Consider the following 22,790-nt stretch of genomic DNA (forward strand, 5'->3'; position numbering starts at 1 on the left):
CCGCCGCCCGCAGGTGAGATGTTCCACGGGAATCTACTGGGGGTGCCTCGGTCCTGTCTCGACGAGGGCGTTGACGAGGCCGGCGGCGGTCGCGGCATCGTCGACCACGACCAGGGTGCGTGCGCCGTCGCGCCGGTGCAGCACCAGCGCGGGGCCGCCGCGCAGGACGAACCCTCGGGCGCCGCGCAGCGGGCCCAGTACCGCCATGCGGTATCCGTAGCCCCCGAAGTGCTTCAGCGGTGCCACGTCGGTGACGGAGGCGGAGGCGATGGCACCGAGCGGGGTGTGCAGGTGCGGCCACCCGAACAGGCCCGCGACGGTGACCCCGCGGACGTCGACGGTGACGCGGATCGAGCAGGTCAGCGCGACCAGCACGGCGAGCAGCACGGCCAGGCCCAGCAGGATCCACAGGCGTGTGAGCACGCCGAGGGCGGCGACGATACCGATCGCCGCGACGAGCACGATCGTTGTGACGTTGCCGGTGGCCACCGATCGGGTCCACGCGACGAGTTCGTCTGCGCCGAGGGGAATTCGCGGTGCATCGGCGGCCGGGGGAGAGGCAGGTCCGCGCGACCACCGGGGCACCGCCGCGGCGGCAACGGCCCCGAGGGCGACGCCGATGCCGAGTGCTGCGAGGAGAGACGCCCCCGGCGGCGAGGCTGCGGCGGCGTCCGCGAGTCCCCGCTGAGAGCCGGTGACCAGCACGATCAGGGCGGTCACGAAAGCGACCGTCCCCGTGACGGTCGCGGCGACCGCGCGGGTGAGGGCAGGGTCGGTGTCGGCGGCCCGGGTGAGACCGAAACCGAGGGCGGCGAACAGGACACCGAACCCGAGCAACAGTGCGATCGTCGCAGGGAGGCCGGCGAATCCGTCCGCGGTGCCGTCGAGGTTCCAATGTGTTGCGATCGGATCCGGTAGCTGCGCATGCCAGCTCCGGAGCACGAGTGCGCCCGCGGCGGCGACGGCCAGGGGTGCGGCCGTGGAGCTGAGGAGAATGCGGCCGGTGGGGCGCTGGTCGGTGCCGGGATCGTCTGTCATCGGTACTCCGTTCTGATCAGGTCGACGAGATCGTCGGCGCTCAGGCCGACGCGTTTGGCGTGCGCGACGGCCTGAGCGACGGCGGAATGCAAAGCGGCATGCCCGGTTTCGGCGCGGTCGGTGACGACCGCGCCGCGTCCGCGGCGCAGCTCCACCAGGCCTTCGTCGCGCAGTTGCTGGTACCCCCGCAACACGGTGTGGACGTTGAGGCCGAGCGATGCGGCGAGGTCGCGCGCGCCGGGGAGGCGCTCGCCCGCCCGGACCTCGCCCCGGGCCACCGCGCCGCGCACGGCCGCGGCCAGTTGCACGAACAACGGGTCCGGCGAGTTCGGGTCCAGTCTGATGAGCACGCGACAAGCATATTGTTCTATTTGAAATAGAACAAGTCGGCTAACGGCGGCGTCGGGCCGGTGCGGTCACCGGCGACCCGGCGGCGACGGGGAAGACGGGTCCTGTCCCGGGATCCCGGCCGAGTCGCCGGCCTGCCAGCCCCGGTGGAGCACGTCGACGGCCTCGTGCAACAGGCCGTCGCGGTCGCCGGGGACCGACGCGGGGATCTGGTGCAGTGTGGTCAGCCGGGCGATGCCGTAGACGGTGCCCCACGTGGCGGCGCACCGCCGCAGCACCTCGGCCTCCTCCACACCCTCGGGCTGGCAGGCCGCCACGGTGCCGCGCAACAGACGCCAGTAGTCGGCGGCCGCCTGTTGCAGGCGCGGGTGATCGGCCTTGTCGACCGTGGGCCCGTAGGCCAGGTCGTGCACGTGCGGGCGTTCCCGGACGAACCGCAGGTAGGCGTCGGTGAGCGCGTGCAGCCGGCACCGTGGATCGGATCCGGCTGCCTCGACGGCGGCGGCCGCCTCTGCCGCGGCGCCCTGCAGTCCGGTGCCCGCCACGGCCGCGAGGAACCGGCGCTTGTTCCCGAAGTGCACGTAGGGCGCCTGGTGGCTCACGTCCAGGTGCTGCGCCACCCGGCGGAGGCTGAGGCGTTCGGCCGGCTGCTCCCTCAGCAGTTCGAGCGCGGCTCGGAGCAGCCGTTCGTCGAGCGTGTCGGTCATCCGTCCACCAGCCCTTCCCGGCGTGCGCGGCTCCGCCCATTGACAGTGTCAACCTACCGCGGGACCATAGCAATTGACAGTGTCAACCCGAGTCGCACCGGAGGTGGTGGCGGTCATGACACGGATGCAGAAGATCTCGACCGAGGTGGGTCCACTCGCCGTCCGCGTGCACGGGGAGGGCCGGCCCGCGGTGCTCTGGCACAGCCTGTTCGTCGACGAAAGATCCTGGAGCAGAGTCGAAGACGCGCTGGGAATCGACCGGCGCCTCGTCGTGGTCACCGGTCCCGGGCACGGGGCGAGCGGTGACCCCGGCCGGCGCTACACCACCGGGGAATGCGCCGCGGCGGCCGTCACCGTGCTCGACGCCCTCGGTATCGACGAACCCGTCGACTGGGTCGGCAATGCCTGGGGCGGCCACGTCGGCATCGTCTTCGCGACCGACGCGGCGTCGAGGTGCCGGACGCTGGTGACGCTGGGAACGCCCGTCCAGGCGCTGAACCGGGCGGAGCACGCGCGCACGCTGTTCCTCCTCGCCGCCTACCGGACGCTCGGCGCCGCCGGGTTCATCCGGTCCGGCGTGACGAACGTATTGCTCTCCGCCGCAACGAGGGAGCGCGACCCGGAGGCGGTCGCACTCGTCGAGGACTGTCTCGTCCGCGCGGACCGGGCCGCGCTGCGCAACGCCGTCGTCTCCATCTCGCTGCACCGGCCCGACCTCACCGAGCGGCTCCCACGGGTGTCGGTCCCGACCCTGTTCGTCACCGGCAGCGATCACAAGGGCTGGACGCCCGAGCAGGCACGCGCGGCGAGCCTGCTGCTACCCGACGGGTCCTGCGCCGTCGTCGACGGCGCCGCGTACCTCGTACCGCTCGAGGCGCCGGCCGAGACGACGGACCTGGTGCGGCGATTCTGGGCCGCCGCGGTACCGCGCCGCACGTGAGACGTCTTGCAGAACTTCAGAGTTCGCGTCGCATAGCCGCGCGGGGCCACCGGTCCATACCCCCGGCGGCCTCGTCGCGCCGGATCTGCCGCAGCCCCGGGCCGAGTTCGTCGTCGCGCAGGTACCGGAAGCCGAGCCGCCGGTAGTACGGCCCGTTCCACGGGACGTCGGCGAAGGTGGTCAGCGTCAGGGCGGGCAGTTCGCGGACACGCGCCCAGCCGGCGAGATGGTCGATCAGGGCCCGGCCGAGCCCGCGGCGCGCATGGTCCGGATGCACCGACACCTGCTCGATGTGGGCGGTGCCGTCGACGACATCGGCGAGCAGGTATGCCACCGGGCGGTCGTGGCCGTCGAGACACACCCAGGCGCGCCCGCCGGCCACATACTCGTGCAGCTCCTCGAGCGTGGGCGGCGGGTCGGCGGCGACGGCGTCCATTCCGAGGTCCGCGAACGCGCGGCCGGCCGCGCGCTCGATGTCCTGAAGAACCGGCAGCTCCGCCGCGAGTGCGGGACGGACGCGGGGCGCGTCGTCGCCGGGCAGCGCGAGGTCCTTGAAGAAGTACAGCGACGATGCGGAGTACGCGTACTTGCCGAACCGTTCGGGCAGCGGCTCGTATCCGGCGGCGGCATACATGGCGAGAGCCTCGGGCTGCTCGGTGCCGGTCTCGAGCACCATCCGACGCCGGCCCGCCTCGACGGCGGTGCGTTCGAGTTCGGCCAGGATCCGTCGGGCCACGCCCCGGCGGCGGGCGCCTTCCCGCACGTACATGCGCTTGATCTCGGCGTCGCCGTCGCGCAGTCCCGGATGCGCCGAGTCGCGGGCGCGCCAGCCACCGATCCCCGCCGGCGAGCCGCCGCCGTGGGCGAGCAGGAAGACGCCGTGCGGCGGGGTGAACTCCTCCGGATGCAGCGACGTGTGGTCCGGTCCGCCGTAGCGACGGACGTACTCGAGCTGCACCTCGTCGATCAGGGACTGCACCTCGGCGTCGTCGATGGGACGCGGTTCGATCTGCACGGCCGGAGGGTACCGCGCGTTCGCGGCGCCATACTGGGAAGGTGGGTTCTACCGCCGGAACGGACTGTGGGGATTTCGCGGCCGCCCCCTGGCTCTATCCCGGGACGGCCGCGCCGGGCAGTGGTCTGCTCCGGGGGGACGGCTATCACCGGGCACGTCCCCGGCCGGGAGCCGGCCTCGGTGCGGCACGGCTGGACGGGCGCGAGGACTCGATGCTCGACGAGGCGCTGCGCCGGGCCGGCGTCGCCGGCGTCGGCGACCGGCACCTCGTCGTCGCGGTGGGCTCGAACGCGTGCCCGGCGGTCGTGCGGCGCAAGTTCACGGCCGGAAACGTCGACACCACCGTGCCGTTCCTGCGCGCGACGGTCGAGGGCATCGCCGTCGGGCACAGCGCCCACGTCAGCGTGGCCGGCTACGTCGCGGCGACCGCGTTCCGGCGGCCGGGGACCCGCACCCCGGTGTTCGCGTCGCTGCTCGACCGAGACCAGCTCGCGTGCCTCGACGCGACGGAGCCGAACTACACGCGACGTACCGTGACCGCCGACGAGTGCCGGCTGGAGATCGACGGCGGACAGCGGCCGGCGTCCTTCGGCGTGTACGTCTCGAAGTGGGGCGCCCTCGCGCCGCCGGGGGCGCCGCCGCTGCGGCTGCGGTCCCAGGAGGCGCTGTTCGCCGCGCTCCTGCGCCACTGTGCCGGGTTCGCCGCGCTCGTCGGCCGGCGCCCGCACGAGTACCGGTCCGCGATGAAAGCCCTTGCGGGTGAAGCGGACCTGCGCGCCGCCCTGCGACAGTCGTTCGCCGCGTCGGGCTGGGCCGCCCGCAGCGGCTTCGACGGCTAGCGGCAGGAGCAACGACTTCCACGACAGCCGGTCGACAACGGTGCGAACCCGGCGTTGACTGGAGAGATACACACTCCCCTGGCCATGGAGGCCGTCATGCTCATCATCTTCGGACTCGTCGTTCTCCTCGCCGCCGTGATCATCGGTGTGGCCGGGGTGTTGGGCAACACCGGCGCCGCCCATGCACTGACCGACGACAGCTTCGTCGTCTTCGGGTACCACGTCACCGGTTCGACCGGTGCACTGTTCCTCTACGGCATCGTCGTCGGTGCGATCGGAGCGGTCGGGCTGAGTCTCCTGCTCGCCGGTGCGCAGCGGACCTCGCGTCGAGGTCGGCTCGCTCGCCGCGAACTGAAAGAATCCCGCCTCGAGACCACCGCTGCGAGGCACGAGTACGACCGGTCCTCCGCACCGCAGCCCGGCAGCGCCGCCCCGCCGCCGCCCGGGGGCTCGCCGTCCAACTCACCCGATTGGCGCCATCCGTTCGGCAATCGATCCGGTGGGTCGACCGCCGCCCCCCACTGATCGTCCTCCCCGGCCCCCGAGGCGATCGGGGGCCGACCGCCGGCACCAGCGCCGGTTCGATGCTCGGGCTGTGATGTTCGGCCGGCAGCGGGCCGAAGTCACCGCACCGGCGGTGCCGGTGTGGGCGGTGTCGGCGCCCGAAGGTGGGTGGGGGTGCTGAACCGGGCTGCGCGCCGGTGGATCCGGTGTTCGTGACCGCGCCACCGCACTGCCGGCAGATACCGCATCGGTTCGGCGTAGAACACGCGCTTGGCATACTCGATCAGCACCAGGTAGCCGATCACCAGCACGACCAGGGTGAGGAAGAACCCGATCGGCAGGGGCGTGAACCCCAGGTCCGCGCCGAGCGGGGAGACCGTGATCGCGATACCGACCGCAAGCACCCCGGCGACGGTGAGCACCAGTCCCAGGCTGGGCCGGCTGCGCAGGAACGGGACGCGGCGGGTGCGGATCGCGAACACGATCAGGGTCTGGGTGGCCAGGGATTCGACGAACCAACCGGTGTGGAACAGCTCCGGCCCGGCAGCGAACACCCCGAGCATGATCCCGAAGGTGATGAAGTCGAACAGCGAGCTGATCGGGCCGAAGAACAGCATGAACCGGCGGATGAACGCGATGTCCCAATGCGAGGGTGCGTGCAGTTGTTCCTCGTCGACGCGATCACCGGGAATCGCGAGCTGGCTGGTGTCGTAGAGCAGGTTGTTGAGCAGGATCTGGCTCGGCAGCATCGGCAGGAAATCCAGCACCGCCGAGGCCGCCGCGGCGCTGAACATGTTGCCGAAATTGCTCGACGTGCTCATCAGCACGTACTTGATCGTGTTGGTGAAGGTACGCCGCCCTTCCGTGACGCCGTCCGCCAACACTCCGAGATCCTTCTCGAGCAGCACCACATCCGCGGCGTCCTTGGCCACATCGGTGGCGGAATCGACGGAGATGCCGACGTCCGCGGTGTGCAGGGCCAGCGCGTCGTTGACGCCGTCGCCGAGAAATCCGACCGACCGGCCGTGGGTGCGCAGGGTCTCGACCAGTCGCGCCTTCTGCTCCGGGGAGACCCGGGCAAAGATGGTGGCCCGCAATGCTGCCTCGCTGAACTGCGCGTCGTCGAGACCTGCGAGGTCGGAGCCGGTCAGGCTGCCGCCGGAGACGAGCCCGAGGTCGGCGCAGACCTTCTCGGCGACCTGCGGGTTGTCGCCGGTGGCCACCTTGACGGTGATGCCGAGGGCGGCGAGCCGGGTCAGCGAAGCGGCCGCGGAGGTCTTCGGCCGGTCGAGGAAAACGAGGAAGCCGGTCAGGATCAGGCCGTGTTCGTCGTCGGGGACGAGCCGATCGGCGTGGCCGGGCGCGGGTTTGGACGCCACGGCGACGACGCGGCTGCCTTGGGCGAACAGGCCGTTCAGCACCGTGTGCGCGGCGGTACCGACGTCGGCGCAGCGATCGAGCACGGTCTCGGGCGCGCCCTTGACCACGATCAAGGACTCGCCGTCGGGACCGCGCACCAGCGTCGAGGACATGCGTCGCTCGTGGTCGAACGGCAGGGTGGCCAGCCGGGTGTACCCGTCCGCGACCGGGCCGGTGGGACCTGCCGCCGCCCACAGGGCGGTGTCCAGCGCGTTCGAACCGAGACGGACACCGCCGGCGGTGTCGGTGTCCGTCTCGGTGGCGAGCAGGCCGTGCAACAGCGCCGCCGAGCTGGGAGCACCGGAGGGGGCCAGCGCCTCGCGGAAACCGATCCGTCCGTCGGTGAGGGTGCCGGTCTTGTCGGTGAGGAGGATGTCGATGTCACCGAGGTCCTCGATGCACACCAGACGTTTGACCAGAACCTTGCGGCGGGCCAGGCGTCGGGAACCTTCGGCGAGGGAGGTGCTCACCACCGCCGGCAGCAGCTGCGGAGTGATGCCCACCGCGATGGCGAAGGCGAACAGCAGCGACTCGATCAGCGGGCGCTGCAGCACCAGGTTGGTGACCACGATCGTCGCGGTCAGAGCGACGGCGACCTGCAGCAGCAGCACCGAGAAGCGCCGCAGCCCGATCTGGAACTCGGTCTCCGGCTCGCGTTCACCGAGCCCGACCGCGATGCGCCCGAACTCGGCGTCCGCGCCGGTGGCGACGACCACCCCCGTCCCGGTGCCGGCATGGACGACGGTGCCCATGAATGCGCACCCGGCCAGATCTGCCAGGGCCGTTCCCGGCGGCACCGGGTCCACGGACTTGGCGGCCGGCTCCGATTCGCCGGTCAGGACACTCTCGTCGCATTCGAGCCCGGTCGCGCTGAGCAGGCGCAGGTCGGCTGGCACGAGCTCGCCCAGGACGAGGTGCACCACATCGCCGGGCACCAGTTCGGTGACGTCGATCGTGGCAGCGGCGCCGTCGCGCAGCACCACCACGGTGTGCCGTTGCCTCGAGTGCAGTGCGGCGCTGGCGCGTTCGGCGCGGTACTCGTTGACGAAGCCCAACCCGATGCTCGCCAGCAGGATGACCCCGATGATGACGGCGTCGTTGCGGTCGCCGAGAAAGAACGATGCGACCGCGGTCGCGGACAGCAGCAGCAACAGCGCGCTGCGCAGTTGCCGCCCCAACACCGCCAGGGCACTCACGCCGTGGCTGCGCACCGCGTTCGGTCCGGCCACCGCCAGCCGGGCGGCCGCGTCGGCGCTGCTCAGACCGGTGGACGAACTCTGCAGACGGGACAGCACGTCGGTGCTCTCACCGGCCGCGGCGTCGGCCGCGGCGATGTGCAGGACCGGGAGGCCGGTCATCCGGCCATACCGATCGGTGCCGCGACTCGCCCGTGCAGTGCGACGACAACGGACATCCTGCCCCTGCTCAACCGCGCAGGCACGTCACCCGCACCGCCGCACCCTGTCCGGCACAGCATCCGCCTCGCCGCTGCCTGCATGGCCGCAAACTTAACCGGTCCCGGCTACGTTCGGAGCGGTCCGCGTACAGACGCGGGCAACCACGGGTTCGTCCCGGTCACGACCTGCCGGTCTCGTCCAGCCGCCGGCGCAGGTGCTCCCGTTCGGGTTCGGTTCCGGCCCGCTCGAGCGCCCGCCGGTAGGCGACGGCGGCCTCGTCGTCGCGGCCGAGCCGGTGCAGCAGTTCGCCGCGCGCGGTGGAATACGGGTGGTAGCCGCGCAGCCGGGGCTCGTCGGCGAGTGCGTCGAGCAGCGCCAGGCCGGCCTCGGGACCGTCGCGCATCGCCACCGCCACGGCGCGGTTCACCGCGACGACCGGCGACGGTGCCAGGGCGGACAGGACGTCGTAGAGCGCGACGATCTGCGGCCAGTCGGTGGATGCGGCGCCGGGGGCCTCGTCGTGCAGCGCCGCGATCGCGGCCTGCACTCCGTACGGGCCCGGCAGGCCGCCGGTCAGCGCCACGGGCACGAGGGCGGTGCCCTCGGCGATCAGGGCGTGGTCCCACCGTGCGCGATCCTGATCCGCGAGCAGAACGATGTCGCCGTCCGGGCCGGTCCGGGCGTCGCGTCGCGCATGGATCAGCAGCATCAAAGCGAGCAGTCCGGTCACCTCCCGCTCGCCGGGCAGCAGTCGGCGCAGGATCCGGACCAATCGGATCGACTCCTCGGCGAGGTCGAGACGCTGCAGGTCCGGCCCCGAGCTGGCTACGTATCCCTCGGTGAAGACCGAGTAGAGCACCTGTAGCACGCCCGGCAGTCGCGCCGGCAGCTCGTCCGGATCCGGCACCCGGAACGGGATACGGGCCTGCCGGATCTTCTTCTTCGCCCGTACGATCCGCTGGGCCATCGTCGCGGTCGGGACGAGAAAGGCACGCGCCACCTCGGGTGTCTCGAGCCCGGCCAGGCACCGCAGGGTCAGTGCCACCCGGTCCTCGGCCGGCAGCGCCGGGTGGGCACAGGTGAAGAACAACTGCAGGCGTTCGTCGGGCATCTCACTGCCGGCGTCCGGGGTGTGGGAGGGGGCGGCCCGTTCCGAATCCACCTGCAGAACGGCGAGCCGGGCGGCGTACACCTGATCCCGCCGGAGCCGGTCCACGGCCTTGCGCCGCGCCGTCGTCAGCAGCCAGGCCCCCGGCTTGGCCGGTACGCCCCGGACGGGCCAGTGCACCAGCGCCGCCTCGATCGCCTCGGCGGCGACGTCCTCGGCCAGGTCGAGGTCGCCGAAGCGGTGGACGAGCGCGGCGAGCAGCCGACCGCGCTCCTCCCGGAACACCGCTTCCACGGCGGCGTCGACCCGGGCGCCGGCACCCGGCCCGTCCGTCGCGGTCACTGCCCGAAGTCGGCGATCGGCCGCACCACCACGGATCCGCCGCCGCGCGCCCCGGGACAGCGGGCCGCCCAGTCCAGCGCGACGTCGAGGTCGGGCACGTCGACGACGTAGAAGCCCCCGAGGACCTCGCGCGTCTCGGCGAACGGCCCGTCGGTGGTGACGGCACGCGCACCGTCGGGGCCGACCCGCACGGTCGTCGCGGTGGTCAGGTCCGCGAGCGACTCCGAGGCGACGACGATTCCGGTCTCCTGGATCTGCTTGTCGTAGACCATCCACTCCTCGACGCTGCACTGGTCGCCTGCGTCGGCCGATGCGGCGTTGATCAGCAGCATGTACTTCATGGTGAGCACCTCTCGTTGGGTGAGTGTCCTGTGCGGCAGGGTTGCCGTACGACATGACGACGAACGGGACGGCGTCGGATCGACAGGGGTACCGGTTCATTGTCGACGGCGACCCCGACATCCGGTGGCACGTCCGGGCGCGGTCGCCGGATCGTCAGCCGGCATACCCCACCGTCGCGCCGGTGCGCTCCCGGGCGCGGGCCAGTCGCTGCGCCTCGGCCTCGAGTTCGTCCCGCGTCCGCACGGACAGCGGCTCGAACGGCTCGACCGACACCGCGAGCGTGTCCCGTGGCGTGGCCCTCGCCCGCCAGATCCCTCGTATCTCCCCGTCGACGAGGACGACACCGGGGCTGCCGATCGGGCGCCAGATCGCCTTTCGGCGCGCTCGGTCCGGCACCAGGAACTCCCTGTCCCGGGCCTGCAGCCACGGATCGCCGGGCGGCAGCAGGCGGGTCGCTCGCACGTCGGCGGCCCCGTCGAGGTCAGCGACCGCCGAGGCCGGCACCAGGCCCGTCCCGGCCGGGCCCTTCACCGGAACCAGATCGTCGGGCAGGACCGCGCGAATCGTTGCGATGTCGGTGCCCAGGAAGGCCGCCAGCCCGGCCGGTGTGACCGGCGCCAGCACGTCGGCGTACCGGTGCAGGGCGGCAGCGGTGCCCTCGGCGCGGTCGGGCACCGCATCCGGTCCGATCCCTGCGGGCAGGACGTCGAGGTGGGTGCTGCGGCCCTGTGGGCAGACCCGCACGCGCGCCGCGAGACCGACCTGCTGGAACAGCGCACCGGAGATGTGGCGGGTTCTGCACGAGGGGCAGTGATAGGTGAGGTCGGCGGGAACCGCCGCGCTGACCGCCGCACTCAGCTCTCCCTTGGTCATCGGGCCGGTGAGCGCGGCGCCCATGGCCTCGGCCGCCTCGGTGAATGCGCGCAGGCCGCGCTGGGCGCCCTCGCGGATCTGCCCGGTCCCGATACGTGTCGTGGCGTCGGTGTCGTTCACCGGCCAGAGGGCCGCGGCGAGAAACGCGAGATCCCCGGGCCGATGCAGGTGCGGCGCCCCGCGCCACGACCATACGAGGACGAGTGAATCATGTTCTGCCGCGGCGTCGTCCGATCGTGCGGCGAGCGCGTCGCGGGCCGATCCGTACGGGGTGTCCTGGACCCCGAGCGCAAGCACCCGATCTCGCCCGGCGGAGGTCCGGTCGAGTCCCTGGGCCGCGGCCCGGTAGCCGAGGATCCGACGTCGGCCGAGTGTCGTGACAACCACTTCCGGCCCTCCGATCCTGTCGTCGCCGTGGTGTCCCCGGACGCGCCGGTGCGGGCGATCCCGGCAACGACGATCCCGACAACGACATTGTCGGCGACATCGGCCCGCCCGTGCTGCCGCGCGGACTACCGGCGTGTCCAGGGTCCGCCCAGAACATGCGGGCTCCGTTCCTCTGCGACAGCCCCGCTGCCTGCTCTATCGTTGTGACGGGTGACAGGGTGGGCGGTCGCCGACTCCGGGATGTGTTGCAGGGCTATGTGCCAGGCCGTTCCTGGCAGGGGACCGGGACCGGAGGGTTGCGATGGTGCTGTTGTATTCGCGCACGGGCCGGTGCGGACCTCGGCGGGGCGCTCGGTGAGATCTCGGGCACGAGCGGTTCGATTCGGCGGTGGATCGACGAATCGGTCGGCCTCCGGCGATCCACGTGCGCGGCGACATCGGTACCGCCACCTCTCCGGTCTTGAACTCGGTCTTGCCCCAGCAGTTTCCGGGTGGCAACGGGGTGGCCGGCTTACCTCGGATCGGCTTCCCGGGACAGGGGGATCGATCGCGGTTGCGGGGTGGGGCGACGGCGCTGAGAAGGGGCGGGGGCTCGCGGTTCACAGGGGGACAGGGCGAGGAGCGGTCGAATGCAGGGGAAAGCTGTCGGTGACGAGGACGCGCTGGTGCTGCAGCCGTTGTCGATCGCGGTGCTCGACGGCCTGTGGGTGGGCAGCGGGATCACCGTCGGCATATGGGTGTTCGGATCACTGCTGTGGACGGTGGTCGTAGTGCTGGTCTGCGCCGGCACACACGCCGTCGGTTGCCGTACCCGCGGCGGTGGCGGCGCCGACAGGGTAGAGGCGACCGGTCCGTAGGAATTCGTCGCGGCCTCCGAATCGAATCTCGGCACTCGTCGAACAAGGGAGAGAAAGCATGGTCCGAGCAGTGATCTTCGCCGCCGGGACGGCCGTAGGCTTCGTCCTCGGTACCCGTGCCGGGCGGCAGACCTACGAGAAGATGAGGGATCAGTCCCTCGGCCTCTGGCACAACCCCGCGGTGCACGAGAAGGTGAGCGGTGCGACGCAGACCGCGAAAGACAAGGTGCCTCAGGTGCAGCACAGGGTCGAGGCGCTGGCGAAGAAGGCGGCCCACCGAGGTTCGGGTACGGGCACCGGCACTGCCACCGGTGTACCGCTGACCGAGGCTGCGGCATCCGCTCCGGCGGCTATGGAACCGACTGTTCCTCCGACGACGGACGACCAGCCGAGCCTCGGTCCGAACAACTGAGCCCGCCAATGAGGCCCTCGGCGACGCGGCCCCCCCGCGCGCCGGAATCACGGACGCGGGTGTGTTCGGGGCGCGGACGTCGCTGCACACTCCCGCCCCGGAAGGAGGCCCGCGATACTGAGGATCGCCGGCGGAACGCCGGCTTTGCCCGGTCACGGTGCCGGCGGGTGTCCCGGATCGGGGTCGGCAACTCGGCGCGGTTGCGGCATGCGAGGTTGTGATGATGGTGAGACCGCCGCCGGCGCGACGGATCGCCGTCCTCTTCGCGGTCGTCACGACGGCGTCAGGGCTCACCGCGCTCATGGCCTTCGCGTCGGACGTGGAGAACAACGCCGTGATCGCATGGGCGTCGCTGGGTCCGTACCTGCTGCTCGGGACGGTGGCGGGCGCGATCGCCGCCGCGCTCGCCCGGCGACCGGTACTGCTGGCGTCGGCACTCGTCGTCGTCGCGGCCGGCGCATGGACCCTGGGACCGCTGTACCTGCCCGGCGTCCCGGGCGACGGGCCGGACGCCGCATCCGGTCCCACCATCCGCGTGATGCAGGCCAATCTCATGGTCGGGCAGGTCGACTCCGATGCGCTGGTCCGGACGGTGCGCGAGCGACAGATCGACGTCCTCACCGTGCAGGAGCTGACCGACGGCGCGGTGGCCGCGCTGCAGGTCGCGGGGCTCGACGACCTGCTACCGCATCGCTTTCTGGCCCCGACGCCGACCGGCGGTGCGGGCGCCGGGATCTACAGCAGGTTTCCCGTCTCGGCCGGCCGGAAGCTCGACGGGTTCGGGCCGACGAACCTGACCGCGACTCTGGACACCGGTCCCGGACGCCCGCTGATCCTGTACGCGGTGCATCCCGCGCCGCCGTGCCTGACACCCGCTCCGGCGTGGGCGGCCGAGCTGGAACGACTGGACGCGGAGCTCGAGTCGGTGTCCGGCACGGCCCCGGTCGTGGTCAGCGGGGACTTCAACGCGACGTACTCGCACACCCGCTTCCGCGACCTGCTCGACGACGGGTACGTGCACGCCGCGGACCGGGTCGGCGGCGGGCTCGTGCCGACGTATCCGGCGGACCGCCGCTACCCGGCCCTCGTCGGGATCGATCACATCCTCACGCGGGGCGCCACGGCGACCGCCCTCGAACGGATCGAGCTGCCCGGCTCCGATCATCACGGCCTCGTCGCCGGGATCCGGCTCCCTCCGCCGTCCGGCGACGAGAGTCCTGTCGAAGGTGGATAGCGGCCTCACCGCACGACCCGCAGCCGGATGTCGGTCGCGACGGGCCCGCGGGTCGCGACGAGACGTTCCAGCGCGAGCGGGGTTCCGCCCGGGCGGTCGAACAGCCGGACGCCGTCGCCGAGCAGGACCGGCGCGATGCAGACGAAGATCTCGTCGAGCAGGCCGGCCTCGAGGCACTGCCGGGCGACGTCGGCGCCGAGCACGTTGACGTATTTCCCGCCCGCGGCCGTGGTGGCCGCGGCCACGGCCGCGTGGAGGTCACCGACGAACGTCACGCCCGGGACCGGCTCGGCCGGAGGGTGGTGGGTGAGCACGAACTGCGGTCCGCTCCAGCCGCCACCGAACGCCTCGCCCTCGGCGGGTGTGCCCTTGTGCGGGTCGTCGCCGCGGAAGGTGCGGTTGCCGACGAGGAGCGCGCCGATCTCGCCGACGAGGTCGTCGATCGCCGGATCCGGTCCGAGGTACGGCACCAGCCACGACATGTCGCCGCCGGGACCGGCGATGAATCCGTCGACCGACGTCGTCGCCGAGTACAGCAGCTTGCTCATCGGCCTGCCTTCCGCTCGCGGTGTCTCGATTCTGTCCGTACCGACTGCCGGACGGACGGAAACTCGTCGCAATGGATGTGTAACTGGTTAATGTGGTTACGTGAGTCGGGTCGACATGCGCTCCGCCGAGGGCATCGAGTTCGTCGTCGACACCGGAGCGCCGTGCCTGGATCTGCTCTACACCGGCGGCGAGGGGGATCGGGCCCGGTGGGAGACGCTGCACGCCGCGGGCGACCTCGCGCGCTGGGTCGCGACGCACCTGCTCGGGCGGGCCGTCGCCGCGGCAGCGGTCGACGTCACCGCCGAGGATCTGATCCGCGCCAAGGAACTACGCGAGGTGTTGTGGCGCACCGCGAACCGGTCTGCGGACGGAGACGGGCCGGCGGCCGCCGACAGCGCCGCCCTCGACGCGGCCGCCGCCCGGCCGGACATCGCCCCACAGCTGCGCCCGCCCGGCGTGGTCACTCCCGTCACCGGCAGTCAGGTGCTGTCGACGCTGGCCCGCGACGCGATCGGCCTGCTGACCGGTCCGTACGCCGAGCGCATCAAGCGGTGCGCCGCCGACGACTGCGCCATCGTCTTCGCCGACACCTCCCGCGCGGGAACGCGGCGCTGGTGCTCGATGGCGCGGTGCGGCAACCGTGACAAGGTTCGTGCCCATCGGGAGAAGGAGAAGTGATGCCGGTCGGACAGACGAAGGACGCCGGATGGCAGATCGGGGTGTCGAAGACCCTGCCGCATCCGATCGACGCGGTGTGGCGGCTGCTCGTCGGCACACCCGAGCTGTGGCTCGGCCGCGGCGCGACGGTCCCGCGCGCCCCGGGTGCCGAGTGGCGCAGCGACGACGGTGTCACGGGGGAGCTGCGCAGCCGCCACGAGGGGGACCGGGTGCGCCTGACCTGGCGGCCCGCGGGCTGGAACCACGACAGTACCGTGCAGGTGGCCGTCTCGGCCGCGCCCCGCGGCACCGTGCTCCGCTTCCATCAGGAGCGCCTCGCCGGCCCGGACGAACGCGCTGCTCAGCGCGCCCACTGGCAGGGGGCGCTGGCCCGGGTCGAGCGCGCCCTCGCCACCGCCGACGGCGACCCGGAGGGTGCACCCCTACCATCGGACCGGTGACCCCCGAACTCGCCACCGCCTACTGGCCCGACCTCGAACCGGGCCGGGCCACGGTCGCGGTTCCCGTCGGCGCGCTCGAGCAGCACGGGCCGCACCTGCCGCTCGACACCGACACCCGCATCGCCCGCGCGTTGACGGCCGCCCTGCCGGGCGTGCTCGTCGCGCCGGCCCTCGAGTACGGGTCCAGCGGCGAGCACGAGGGCTTCCCCGGCACCGTCTCGCTCGGCGCGGAGGCGATGGAGACCGTCCTCGTCGAATACGGTCGTTCGGTGTGCCGGTGGGCCGCGCGCCTGCTGTTCGTCAACTGGCACGGCGGCAACGTGCACCCGCTGACCAGGGCGGTGTCCCTGCTGCGCTACGAGGGCCGCGACGTGGCGTGGCTGCCGTTCGCCGTGCCCGGCGGCGACGCCCACGCCGGGGTCACCGAGACCAGCCTGCTGCTGCACCTCGATCCGCGCGTGGTGGACACCGCCCGCGCCGAGATGGGCAACACCGGCACCCTCGCCGACTTGATGCCACGGATGCGCGAGGGCGGTATCGTCGCCGTGTCCGCGAACGGCGTGCTGGGGGATCCGACGCCCGCGAGCGCGGCGCAGGGGGCACGATGGTTCGCCGAACTCGTCGATCGAGCAACGGCACAGGTAACCCGGTGGGAGCCGGATGGGAAAGGAAGACTCCGTTGACGAGCACGGCCCGACTGCCCGACGGATTCGGCGTCCGTATCGACCCGCGGGTGCGCGCCTACTCCGACGGCCGCGTGCTCATCGGCGGCTCGCCCACCCGCATGCTCAAGCTCGCCCCGGCGGCCGCGGCGATGATCGGCGACGGCTACGTGAAGGTCGTCGACTCGCAGACCGCCGTCGTGGCGCGGCGGCTGCTCGACTCCGGAGTCGGAAACCCCCGTCCCACGGCCCTGCCTGCCACGTCCGACGTCACCGTCGTGATTCCCGTCAAGAACAACACGGCCGGGCTCGAGCGGTTGCTGGCGGCCGTCGAGGGACTGACGGTGATCGTCGTCGACGACGGCTCCGACGTCCCGGTGCCCACCCCGGCCAGGGCGTCGGTCCGGGTACTGCGGCACGAGCGATCCCGTGGTCCGGCCGCGGCACGCAACACCGGACTGCGCGCCGCCACAACGCCGTTCGTCGCATTCCTCGACTCGGACGTGGTGCCGCGGAAGGGATGGCTCGAGGTGATGCTCGGGCACTTCTCCGACCCTGCGGTGGCCCTGGTGGCCCCGCGCGTCGTCGCGCTCGAGCCCGACAAGGGCGCCCTGGGGCGCTACGAACACGCGCGCTCGTCGCTGGATCTCGGCCGCCGCGAGGCCGCCGTCAAGTCCGGCAGCCCGGTCTCGTACGTACCGAGCGCCGCGATCATCGTCCGCCGCGACGTGCTCACCGCGACCGGCGGCTTCGACGAGGCCATGCACGTCGCCGAGGACGTGGACCTGTGCTGGCGGCTGCAGGAGGCCGGCTGGCGGCTGCGCTACGAACCGGTGGCGCACGTGGCCCACGACCATCGCGTCGGATTCCGGAAGTGGTTCACCCGCAAGGCCTTCTACGGCACGGGTGCGGCGCCCCTCGCGAGCCGGCACCCCGGCTCGGTGCCCACCATGTCGATGTCGGGGTCGATGCTGTTCGCGTGTGTGGCCGCCGCGAGCCGCACCCGCCTCGGCGTCGTCGGTTCGGTCGCGTCGCTGTCGGTGACGATGCTCCGGCTGCGGCGGATGTTCACCGAACTCGACCAGCCGACCCGCATCGCGGCGGTGCTCACCGCGCAGGGGTTCGTCGGCGGGATGTGGCAGGTCGCCTCCGCGCTGTGCCGGCACTACTGGCCGGTCACGCTCGTCGCCGCCGTGGTCTCGCCGAAGGTGCGGCGCGCGGTCCTCGGCTTCGCCGTCGCCGAGGGGCTGTGGGACTGGTACGGCCACCGCGAGGAGGGCGGCCTCGACCCCCTGCGCTACGTGTTCTACAAGCGCCTCGACGACATCGCCTACGGCGCCGGACTGTGGTGGGGCGCGGTCGAGGCCCGGGATCCGGCGGCGCTCGCGCCCCGCATCCGGGGCTGAGCCGGGGTACCCCCATCCATGGCCGATCCGGTGCACGCCGACGTGGTCGTGGTCGGCGGCGGCAGCTGCGGCTGCGTGCTGGCCGCCCGGCTCAGCGAAAACCCCGACCGGACGGTCCTGCTGCTCGAGGCCGGCCCCGGCTACCGCACGACCGCCGACACCCCGCCCGCGGTGCTCGACGCGACCGTCCTGCCCGTCGGTCCGGACAGCCCGTGGACCTGCGCCTACCCGGCCCGGCTGACCGGACGTCGTCGCTCCGTCGTCGCCCGCGGCCGGTTGCTGGGCGGCTCCGGCGCAGTGAACGGCGCGTATTTCGTGCGGGCCCGCCCGGACGACTTCGAGGCCTGGCCGCCGTCCTGGTCGTTCGATCGGGTGGTGCCGCACTTCCGCGCCACCGAGACCGACGCCGACGCGGCGGACGCCGTGGAGACCGGAGTGAGCCGGCGATGGCACGGCGCGACCGGCCCCGTGCCCGTCGCCCGCACGCCCCGGGAGCGGCTGCACCCGGCCAGCGCCGCGTTCCACGACGCGGCGCTCGCCGCCGGCCATCGCCGTGTGGACGACCTCAACGCGCCCGGCCCGGACGGGGTGGGCCCCGTCCCGCTCAACATCCGAGACGGGATGCGCGTCGGTCCCGCCCACGCGTACCTGTTGCCGGCGCTGGCCCGGCCGAACCTGACCGTGCGCACGGGAACGCGCGTGCGGCGGGTCGTGCTCTCGGGCGCGCGCGCAGTCGGTGTCGAGACCGAGGACGGCGAGACCGTCGGTGCCGGCCACGTCGTGCTCGCCGCCGGTGCGATCGGCTCCCCGCAGCTGCTCATGCTCTCCGGCATCGGCGACGGCGCCGAGCTCACCCGTCACGGCATCACCCCCCGGATCGAGATCCCCGGTGTGGGCACGGGTTACACCGACCATCCGGAGGTCGCCGTCCCCTACCGGTACCGCGCACCGCTGCCCGGGCCGGCCCCCGTGCTGCAGGTCGTCCTGCACGCCGGCAACCTCGAGCTGCGCCCCTACACCGCACCGTTCGCCGCGTCCGTCCCCGGTAGCGGCGTCGCCGACCCGGTCCTGGGGGTGGTGCTCACGAGGCCCCGCAGCCGCGGCGCGATCCGGCTCGACCCGGCCGACCCGTTCCGGCCGCCGCTGCTGGACTACCGCTACCTCGACGACCCGGCCGACCGTGCCGACCTGCGCGAGGGGGTGGCGCGCGCCGCGCACCTGCTCGCGGCGATGCCGGACATCGTCGACCGCACCGGCCTCGACCCGGACGCATTCGACCCCGGCGACGCGTGGCTCGAGCGGTACCTCGGGACGTCGCTGCACCTGTCCGGAAGCTGCCGGATGGGCGGCGACGCCTCGGCCGTCGTCGACGAGCGGTGCCGGGTGCACGCCGCCGAGGGGCTGAGCGTCGTGGACACGTCCGTGTTCCCGCAGGTGCCCAGCCGTGGGCCGCACGCGACGGCCGTGATGTTGGCCGAACGGGTGGGCACCCGGACGTGCTTGTGACTCGGGTTACAGTTGTTCGGAGGAGGAACCGGCAGATGAGCAGCAGCGCATGACCGACGAACGATCCGGCGCGGCCAACCCCTGGGTGGCGCTGCGGCCCGGCGACGACCCGTCGCAGCTGGCGCAACGCGCGTCCTCGGCGCACAGCTCGTTCCTCGACGCGGCCGACACGTCGGTCGTACCTGCCTCCGTGCGCTCGGTGGTCCGCGAATCCTGGCTGCGCAGCCGCAGGAACGGCATCAGTCCCGACGCCGTCGAACAGCCGAGCCTGCTCACGGGCCTGGACCTCGAGCGGTACCGGGCCGGGCACCCGATGGCGCTGATCCGCCCCGTCGTGCGCAAGCTGCTGGTGGAGGACGCCGCCGACAGCGGGCTGCTCGTCGCGATCAGCGACGAACAGGGCCGGCTGCTGTGGGTCGAGGGTGATCACGCCGCCCGTGACCGGGCGCTGTCGATGAGCTTCGTCGAGGGCGCCGACTGGAGTGAGGAGCGGGTGGGCACCAACGCGCCCGGCACCGCTCTCGCTGTCGACCACTCGGTCCAGATCGTCGCCGCCGAGCACTTCAACCGCACCGTGCACGAATGGAGCTGCTCGGCCGCGCCGGTGCACGACCCGAGCACCGGCCGGATCCTCGGCGCCATCGACATCACCGGTGGGCTCCGCGTCGCCGCGCCGGAGGTGTTGCAGCTCGTGCGGGCCACGGTCGCCGCCGCGGAGTCGGAACTGCGACTGCACCTGCTCAGCTCGCCGCGGCTGTTGTCGGCTGCCCGGACGAGCCTCGACACGTTCGGGTCGGGCCGGCCCACTCTGCACCGCGACGGCGAACGGATCCCGCTCTCCCAGCGCCACGCCGAGATCCTGCTGCTGCTCGCCGAACACCCCGAGGGCCTGAGCTCGGACCGGCTTGCGGTGCTGCTCGACGAGGCCGAGCTCGACTCCGTCACCATCCGTGCCGAGATGTCGCGCCTGCGAAAGGTTTTCGGACCCGAGGGGCTCGGCTCGCGCCCATACCGGCTCCTGGGCGAACTCGTCACCGACGTCGCGGAGGTCCGCGGCGCACTCGACCGCGGCGATGTGGCGACGGCGGTGCGTCTGTATGCCGGACCGGTGCTGCCCGGATCGGCCGCGCCCGGCATCGAGGAGATCCGGGACGAGCTGCGCGCCCGGGTGCAGGCCGCGCTGCTCCGGGCCGGCGACGCCCAGTTGCTCGCGCGGTGGACCGCGTCGGTGCACGGGCGCGACGACATCGCCGCGTGGGAGGCGTACCTGACCACCCTCGATCCGCATTCGACGCTGTTCGCCCAGGTCAAGGCCCGGATCGAGCTGCTGGACCGTCAGCTCGGGATCTGAGGTTCGGAGCTACGCAACGTAGTTGCAACCCACACGTTCGTAGTGTTCCGGATCACACGCCCCGCATGGGGGGTGCCAGACCATCCGAGGAGTGAACACCGATGACCGTGTACGCCCGTCCCGGCTCGCCCGACGCCCTGATGTCCTTCCAGTCCCGCTACGACAACTGGATCGGCGGCCAGTGGGTACCGCCTGTGAAGGGTCAGTACTTCGAGAACGTCACCCCGGTCACCGGTCAGCCGTTCACCGAGGTGGCCCGGTCCACCGAGGAAGACATCGAGCTGGCCCTCGACGCCGCCCACGCCGCCGCGCCGGCCTGGGGCAAGACGTCCGTCGCCGAGCGTTCCATCCTGCTCAACAAGATCGCCGACCGCCTCGAGGAGAACCTCGAGTCGATCGCCCTCGCCGAGACCTGGGACAACGGCAAGCCGATCCGCGAGACCCTCAACGCCGACATCCCGCTGGCGATCGACCACTTCCGCTACTTCGCGGGCGCGATCCGGGCGCAGGAGGGCTCGATCTCCGAGATCGACGCCGAGACCGTGGCCTACCACTTCCACGAGCCGCTCGGCGTCGTCGGCCAGATCATCCCGTGGAACTTCCCGATCCTGATGGCCGTGTGGAAGCTCGCCCCCGCCCTGGCCGCCGGCAACGCCGTCGTCCTCAAGCCGGCCGAGCAGACGCCCGCCTCGATCCTGTACCTGATCTCCGTCATCGGCGACCTGCTGCCCCCGGGCGTGGTGAACATCGTCAACGGCTTCGGCGTCGAGGCCGGCAAGCCGCTGGCCTCGAGCCCGCGCATCCGCAAGATCGCGTTCACCGGCGAGACCACCACCGGTCGCCTGATCATGCAGTACGCCTCGCAGAACCTGATCCCGGTCACCCTCGAGCTCGGCGGCAAGAGCCCGAACATCTTCTTCTCCGACGTGCTCTCGGTCAACGACGACTACCAGGACAAGGCGCTCGAGGGCTTCACGATGTTCGCCCTCAACCAGGGCGAGGTGTGCACCTGCCCGTCGCGCGCCCTGGTCCAGCAGGACATCTTCGACGACTTCCTGTCGCTGGCCGCGGTGCGCACGAAGGCCGTGCGCCAGGGCGACCCGCTCGACACCGACACGATGATCGGTGCCCAGGCGTCGAACGATCAGCTCGAGAAGATCCTGTCCTACATCGAGATCGGCAAGAGCGAAGGCGCGCAGGTGATCACCGGCGGCGAGCGCGCCGACCTCGGCGGCGATCTGTCCGGCGGCTTCTACGTCCAGCCGACGGTGTTCAGCGGCCACAACAAGATGCGCATCTTCCAGGAGGAGATCTTCGGACCGGTGGTCTCCGTGACGTCCTTCCAGGACTTCGACGACGCCATCTCCATCGCCAACGACACCCTCTACGGCCTCGGAGCCGGCGTCTGGTCCCGCGACGGCGGGGTCGCCTACCGGGCCGGCCGCGCCATCCAGGCCGGCCGGGTGTGGACCAACACCTACCACCAGTACCCGGCGCACGCGGCGTTCGGTGGCTACAAGCAGTCCGGCATCGGCCGCGAGAACCACCACATGATGCTCGACCACTACCAGCAGACGAAGAACCTCCTGGTGTCCTACGCGCCGAAGGCCCAGGGCTTCTTCTGATCCGAAGACCCGGCGCCTGTCACGTCATCCCCCCTGCGACGTGGCAGGCGCCGTTCCCATTCCGCCCTGCCCCGAGTCGAGCGAATGTATCGCCCACTCGATCAGTCGAGGTGAGCGATACATTCGCTCGGGGGAGGCGCAAGCCGACAACCGGAAGGCACCCCATGTCCGTCCCGCTCCGCCTCGTCGCCACCGCCGACGCGGTTGCTCTCCTGCGCCGTCTCGCCGAGCGGCACGGGCCGCTGATGATGCACCAGTCCGGCGGCTGCTGCGACGGGTCGGCGCCGATGTGCTACCCGGACGGCGACTTCGTCGTCGGCGACCTGGACGTGCTGCTGGGGGTGCTGGACCTGCGGCTGCAGGTGGGGGCGACGGCCGGTGACCTGCCCGCGGGCGCCGACGCCGTCCCGGTGTGGATCTCCGGGTCCCAGTTCGAGGCGTGGAAGCACACGCAGCTCGTCCTCGACGTGGTGCCGGGCCGCGGCTCCGGGTTCAGCCTGGAATCGCCCGAGGGGCTCCGGTTCCTCAGCCGCGGCCGCGCCTTCACCGCCGACGAGAACGACGCCCTCGCCCGCGACACACCCCTGCTCGGCAAGCGGTGGGCCGCCGGCGCCCGTCCGGAGCCGGCCGCCGAGCCGACCGTCGTGGCCGAGGCCGCCGACGCGTGCCCGGTGCCGACGCCCCGGGGCGCCTCCTCGTAACACTTCCGTGACCGCGTACTGACGCGGTGTGTACCTACCGCTCGTACCGTGAGTACGCGCGGTGTCCTCGACGTGCCCGCTCGACACGTCGCCATCCTCCGTCGAGAAGA

23 protein-coding genes are annotated in these 22,790 nt (G+C 72.1%); 14 read left to right on the forward strand and 9 right to left on the reverse strand.

The window, feature by feature from the left end; genetic code table 11:
• Nucleotides 1–33 precede the first annotated feature (33 nt).
• The 3 genes from A4U64_RS06185 to A4U64_RS06195 all read right to left on the reverse strand — a co-directional run bounded on the left by A4U64_RS06185 (nt 34) and on the right by A4U64_RS06195 (nt 2,093).
• A complete protein-coding gene (locus tag A4U64_RS06185; RefSeq protein WP_065922328.1) occupies nt 34–1,038 on the reverse strand; it encodes a DUF1648 domain-containing protein in 1,005 nt (334 codons plus the stop codon).
• Entirely contained in the window at nt 1,035–1,388 is a 354-nt protein-coding gene (locus A4U64_RS06190) for a GntR family transcriptional regulator (RefSeq protein WP_006930948.1), read from the reverse strand. Before A4U64_RS06190 ends, A4U64_RS06185 begins: the two co-directional genes overlap by 4 nt.
• A 66-nt stretch (nt 1,389–1,454) precedes the next feature.
• Entirely contained in the window at nt 1,455–2,093 is a 639-nt protein-coding gene (locus A4U64_RS06195) for a TetR-like C-terminal domain-containing protein (RefSeq protein WP_084648604.1), read from the reverse strand.
• 115 nt (nt 2,094–2,208) lie between these two features.
• On the opposite strand from A4U64_RS06195, the gene A4U64_RS06200 reads away from it, so the two are divergent.
• Nucleotides 2,209–3,033, forward strand: coding sequence for an alpha/beta fold hydrolase (locus tag A4U64_RS06200; protein ID WP_065923420.1), 825 nt, complete (start codon nt 2,209–2,211; stop codon nt 3,031–3,033).
• Nucleotides 3,034–3,049: 16 nt separating this feature from the next.
• Here the strand turns inward: A4U64_RS06200 and A4U64_RS06205 are convergent, their stop codons facing one another.
• A complete protein-coding gene (locus A4U64_RS06205) occupies nt 3,050–4,048 on the reverse strand; it encodes a GNAT family N-acetyltransferase (protein ID WP_065922329.1) in 999 nt (332 codons plus the stop codon).
• 41 nt (nt 4,049–4,089) lie between these two features.
• Between A4U64_RS06205 and A4U64_RS06210 the strand changes: the two genes are divergently transcribed.
• Both A4U64_RS06210 and A4U64_RS06215 read left to right on the forward strand, forming a co-directional pair.
• On the forward strand, nt 4,090–4,887 hold the full coding sequence (locus A4U64_RS06210) for a hypothetical protein (RefSeq protein WP_065922330.1): 798 nt from the start codon (nt 4,090–4,092) through the stop codon (nt 4,885–4,887).
• Between the two features lie 96 nt (nt 4,888–4,983).
• The gene (locus A4U64_RS06215; RefSeq protein ID WP_043800627.1) at nt 4,984–5,412 is read left to right on the forward strand and encodes a hypothetical protein; all 429 of its coding nucleotides are present in this window, start codon (nt 4,984–4,986) and stop codon (nt 5,410–5,412) included.
• Nucleotides 5,413–5,510: 98 nt separating this feature from the next.
• Here A4U64_RS06215 and mgtA read toward each other — a convergent pair whose 3' ends face one another.
• The 4 genes from mgtA to A4U64_RS06235 all read right to left on the reverse strand — a co-directional run bounded on the left by mgtA (nt 5,511) and on the right by A4U64_RS06235 (nt 11,259).
• Nucleotides 5,511–8,168 (reverse strand): magnesium-translocating P-type ATPase, encoded by a 2,658-nt coding sequence (gene mgtA / locus A4U64_RS06220; protein ID WP_043800526.1) that lies wholly within the window; start codon nt 8,166–8,168, stop codon nt 5,511–5,513.
• A 217-nt stretch (nt 8,169–8,385) separates the two neighbouring features.
• Complete coding sequence (locus A4U64_RS06225; protein WP_043800523.1) at nt 8,386–9,657, reverse strand: RNA polymerase sigma factor; 1,272 nt, start codon at nt 9,655–9,657, stop codon at nt 8,386–8,388.
• Complete coding sequence (locus A4U64_RS06230) at nt 9,654–9,998, reverse strand: YciI family protein (RefSeq protein WP_043800623.1); 345 nt, start codon at nt 9,996–9,998, stop codon at nt 9,654–9,656. Before A4U64_RS06230 ends, A4U64_RS06225 begins: the two co-directional genes overlap by 4 nt.
• Nucleotides 9,999–10,152: 154 nt before the next feature.
• Nucleotides 10,153–11,259, reverse strand: coding sequence for a DNA glycosylase AlkZ-like family protein (locus A4U64_RS06235; RefSeq protein ID WP_043800519.1), 1,107 nt, complete (start codon nt 11,257–11,259; stop codon nt 10,153–10,155).
• Nucleotides 11,260–11,888: 629 nt separating this feature from the next.
• Between A4U64_RS06235 and A4U64_RS06240 the strand changes: the two genes are divergently transcribed.
• The 3 genes from A4U64_RS06240 (at nt 11,889) to A4U64_RS06250 (ending at nt 13,762) form a co-directional block, all read left to right on the forward strand.
• The gene (locus A4U64_RS06240; protein ID WP_051446102.1) at nt 11,889–12,116 is read left to right on the forward strand and encodes a hypothetical protein; all 228 of its coding nucleotides are present in this window, start codon (nt 11,889–11,891) and stop codon (nt 12,114–12,116) included.
• Between the two features lie 58 nt (nt 12,117–12,174).
• Nucleotides 12,175–12,528, forward strand: coding sequence for a YtxH domain-containing protein (locus A4U64_RS06245; RefSeq protein WP_006930917.1), 354 nt, complete (start codon nt 12,175–12,177; stop codon nt 12,526–12,528).
• Nucleotides 12,529–12,751: 223 nt separating this feature from the next.
• Nucleotides 12,752–13,762 carry an endonuclease/exonuclease/phosphatase family protein gene (locus tag A4U64_RS06250; protein WP_065923421.1) on the forward strand — a complete coding sequence of 337 codons (1,011 nt, stop codon included), beginning with the start codon at nt 12,752–12,754 and terminating at the stop codon, nt 13,760–13,762.
• Nucleotides 13,763–13,767: 5 nt separating this feature from the next.
• On the opposite strand, the gene A4U64_RS06255 is transcribed toward A4U64_RS06250, so the two are convergent.
• On the reverse strand, nt 13,768–14,310 hold the full coding sequence (locus A4U64_RS06255) for a dihydrofolate reductase family protein (protein WP_065922331.1): 543 nt from the start codon (nt 14,308–14,310) through the stop codon (nt 13,768–13,770).
• Between the two features lie 100 nt (nt 14,311–14,410).
• Here A4U64_RS06255 and A4U64_RS06260 point away from each other — a divergent pair, with 100 nt between their 5' ends.
• The 8 genes from A4U64_RS06260 to A4U64_RS06295 all read left to right on the forward strand — a co-directional run bounded on the left by A4U64_RS06260 (nt 14,411) and on the right by A4U64_RS06295 (nt 22,680).
• Complete coding sequence (locus tag A4U64_RS06260) at nt 14,411–14,989, forward strand: CGNR zinc finger domain-containing protein (protein WP_198163401.1); 579 nt, start codon at nt 14,411–14,413, stop codon at nt 14,987–14,989.
• Nucleotides 14,989–15,429 (forward strand): SRPBCC family protein, encoded by a 441-nt coding sequence (locus A4U64_RS06265; protein WP_006930907.1) that lies wholly within the window; start codon nt 14,989–14,991, stop codon nt 15,427–15,429. The genes A4U64_RS06260 and A4U64_RS06265 overlap by 1 nt, the downstream gene beginning before the upstream one ends.
• Nucleotides 15,426–16,112, forward strand: a complete 687-nt coding sequence (mftE, locus tag A4U64_RS06270) for a mycofactocin biosynthesis peptidyl-dipeptidase MftE (protein WP_065922332.1) — start codon at nt 15,426–15,428, stop codon at nt 16,110–16,112. The genes A4U64_RS06265 and mftE overlap by 4 nt, the downstream gene beginning before the upstream one ends.
• Entirely contained in the window at nt 16,109–17,497 is a 1,389-nt protein-coding gene (gene mftF / locus A4U64_RS06275; protein ID WP_065922333.1) for a mycofactocin biosynthesis glycosyltransferase MftF, read from the forward strand. Before mftE ends, mftF begins: the two co-directional genes overlap by 4 nt.
• Before the next feature lie 18 nt (nt 17,498–17,515).
• The gene (mftG, locus tag A4U64_RS06280) at nt 17,516–19,003 is read left to right on the forward strand and encodes a mycofactocin dehydrogenase MftG (protein WP_065922334.1); all 1,488 of its coding nucleotides are present in this window, start codon (nt 17,516–17,518) and stop codon (nt 19,001–19,003) included.
• Between the two features lie 49 nt (nt 19,004–19,052).
• Nucleotides 19,053–20,354: a helix-turn-helix domain-containing protein gene (locus A4U64_RS06285; protein ID WP_065922335.1), complete on the forward strand. Its 1,302-nt coding sequence runs from the start codon at nt 19,053–19,055 to the stop codon at nt 20,352–20,354.
• Between the two features lie 101 nt (nt 20,355–20,455).
• Nucleotides 20,456–21,979, forward strand: coding sequence for an acetaldehyde dehydrogenase ExaC (gene exaC / locus A4U64_RS06290; RefSeq protein WP_006930896.1), 1,524 nt, complete (start codon nt 20,456–20,458; stop codon nt 21,977–21,979).
• 164 nt (nt 21,980–22,143) lie between these two features.
• Nucleotides 22,144–22,680, forward strand: a complete 537-nt coding sequence (locus tag A4U64_RS06295; protein WP_006930895.1) for a DUF779 domain-containing protein — start codon at nt 22,144–22,146, stop codon at nt 22,678–22,680.
• The last annotated feature ends 110 nt before the right edge of the window (nt 22,681–22,790 follow it).

The organism is Rhodococcus sp. WB1, assembly GCF_001700945.1.
Taxonomy (GTDB): Bacteria; Actinomycetota; Actinomycetes; order Mycobacteriales; family Mycobacteriaceae; genus Rhodococcus; species Rhodococcus aetherivorans.

Bases quoted from the DNA above. Each gene is read 5' to 3' on its own strand.
- A4U64_RS06185 (WP_065922328.1), bottom strand. From the start codon at position 1,038: ATGACAGACGATCCCGGCACCGACCAGCGCCCCACCGGCCGCATTCTC.
- A4U64_RS06195 (WP_084648604.1), bottom strand. From the start codon at position 2,093: ATGACCGACACGCTCGACGAACGGCTGCTCCGAGCCGCGCTCGAACTG.
- A4U64_RS06200 (WP_065923420.1), top strand. From the start codon at position 2,209: ATGACACGGATGCAGAAGATCTCGACCGAGGTGGGTCCACTCGCCGTC.
- A4U64_RS06215 (WP_043800627.1), top strand. From the start codon at position 4,984: ATGCTCATCATCTTCGGACTCGTCGTTCTCCTCGCCGCCGTGATCATC.
- mgtA (WP_043800526.1), bottom strand. From the start codon at position 8,168: ATGACCGGCCTCCCGGTCCTGCACATCGCCGCGGCCGACGCCGCGGCC.
- A4U64_RS06230 (WP_043800623.1), bottom strand. From the start codon at position 9,998: ATGAAGTACATGCTGCTGATCAACGCCGCATCGGCCGACGCAGGCGAC.
- A4U64_RS06240 (WP_051446102.1), top strand. From the start codon at position 11,889: ATGCAGGGGAAAGCTGTCGGTGACGAGGACGCGCTGGTGCTGCAGCCG.
- A4U64_RS06245 (WP_006930917.1), top strand. From the start codon at position 12,175: ATGGTCCGAGCAGTGATCTTCGCCGCCGGGACGGCCGTAGGCTTCGTC.
- A4U64_RS06250 (WP_065923421.1), top strand. From the start codon at position 12,752: ATGGTGAGACCGCCGCCGGCGCGACGGATCGCCGTCCTCTTCGCGGTC.
- A4U64_RS06255 (WP_065922331.1), bottom strand. From the start codon at position 14,310: ATGAGCAAGCTGCTGTACTCGGCGACGACGTCGGTCGACGGATTCATC.
- A4U64_RS06265 (WP_006930907.1), top strand. From the start codon at position 14,989: ATGCCGGTCGGACAGACGAAGGACGCCGGATGGCAGATCGGGGTGTCG.
- mftG (WP_065922334.1), top strand. From the start codon at position 17,516: ATGGCCGATCCGGTGCACGCCGACGTGGTCGTGGTCGGCGGCGGCAGC.
- A4U64_RS06285 (WP_065922335.1), top strand. From the start codon at position 19,053: ATGACCGACGAACGATCCGGCGCGGCCAACCCCTGGGTGGCGCTGCGG.
- exaC (WP_006930896.1), top strand. From the start codon at position 20,456: ATGACCGTGTACGCCCGTCCCGGCTCGCCCGACGCCCTGATGTCCTTC.
- A4U64_RS06295 (WP_006930895.1), top strand. From the start codon at position 22,144: ATGTCCGTCCCGCTCCGCCTCGTCGCCACCGCCGACGCGGTTGCTCTC.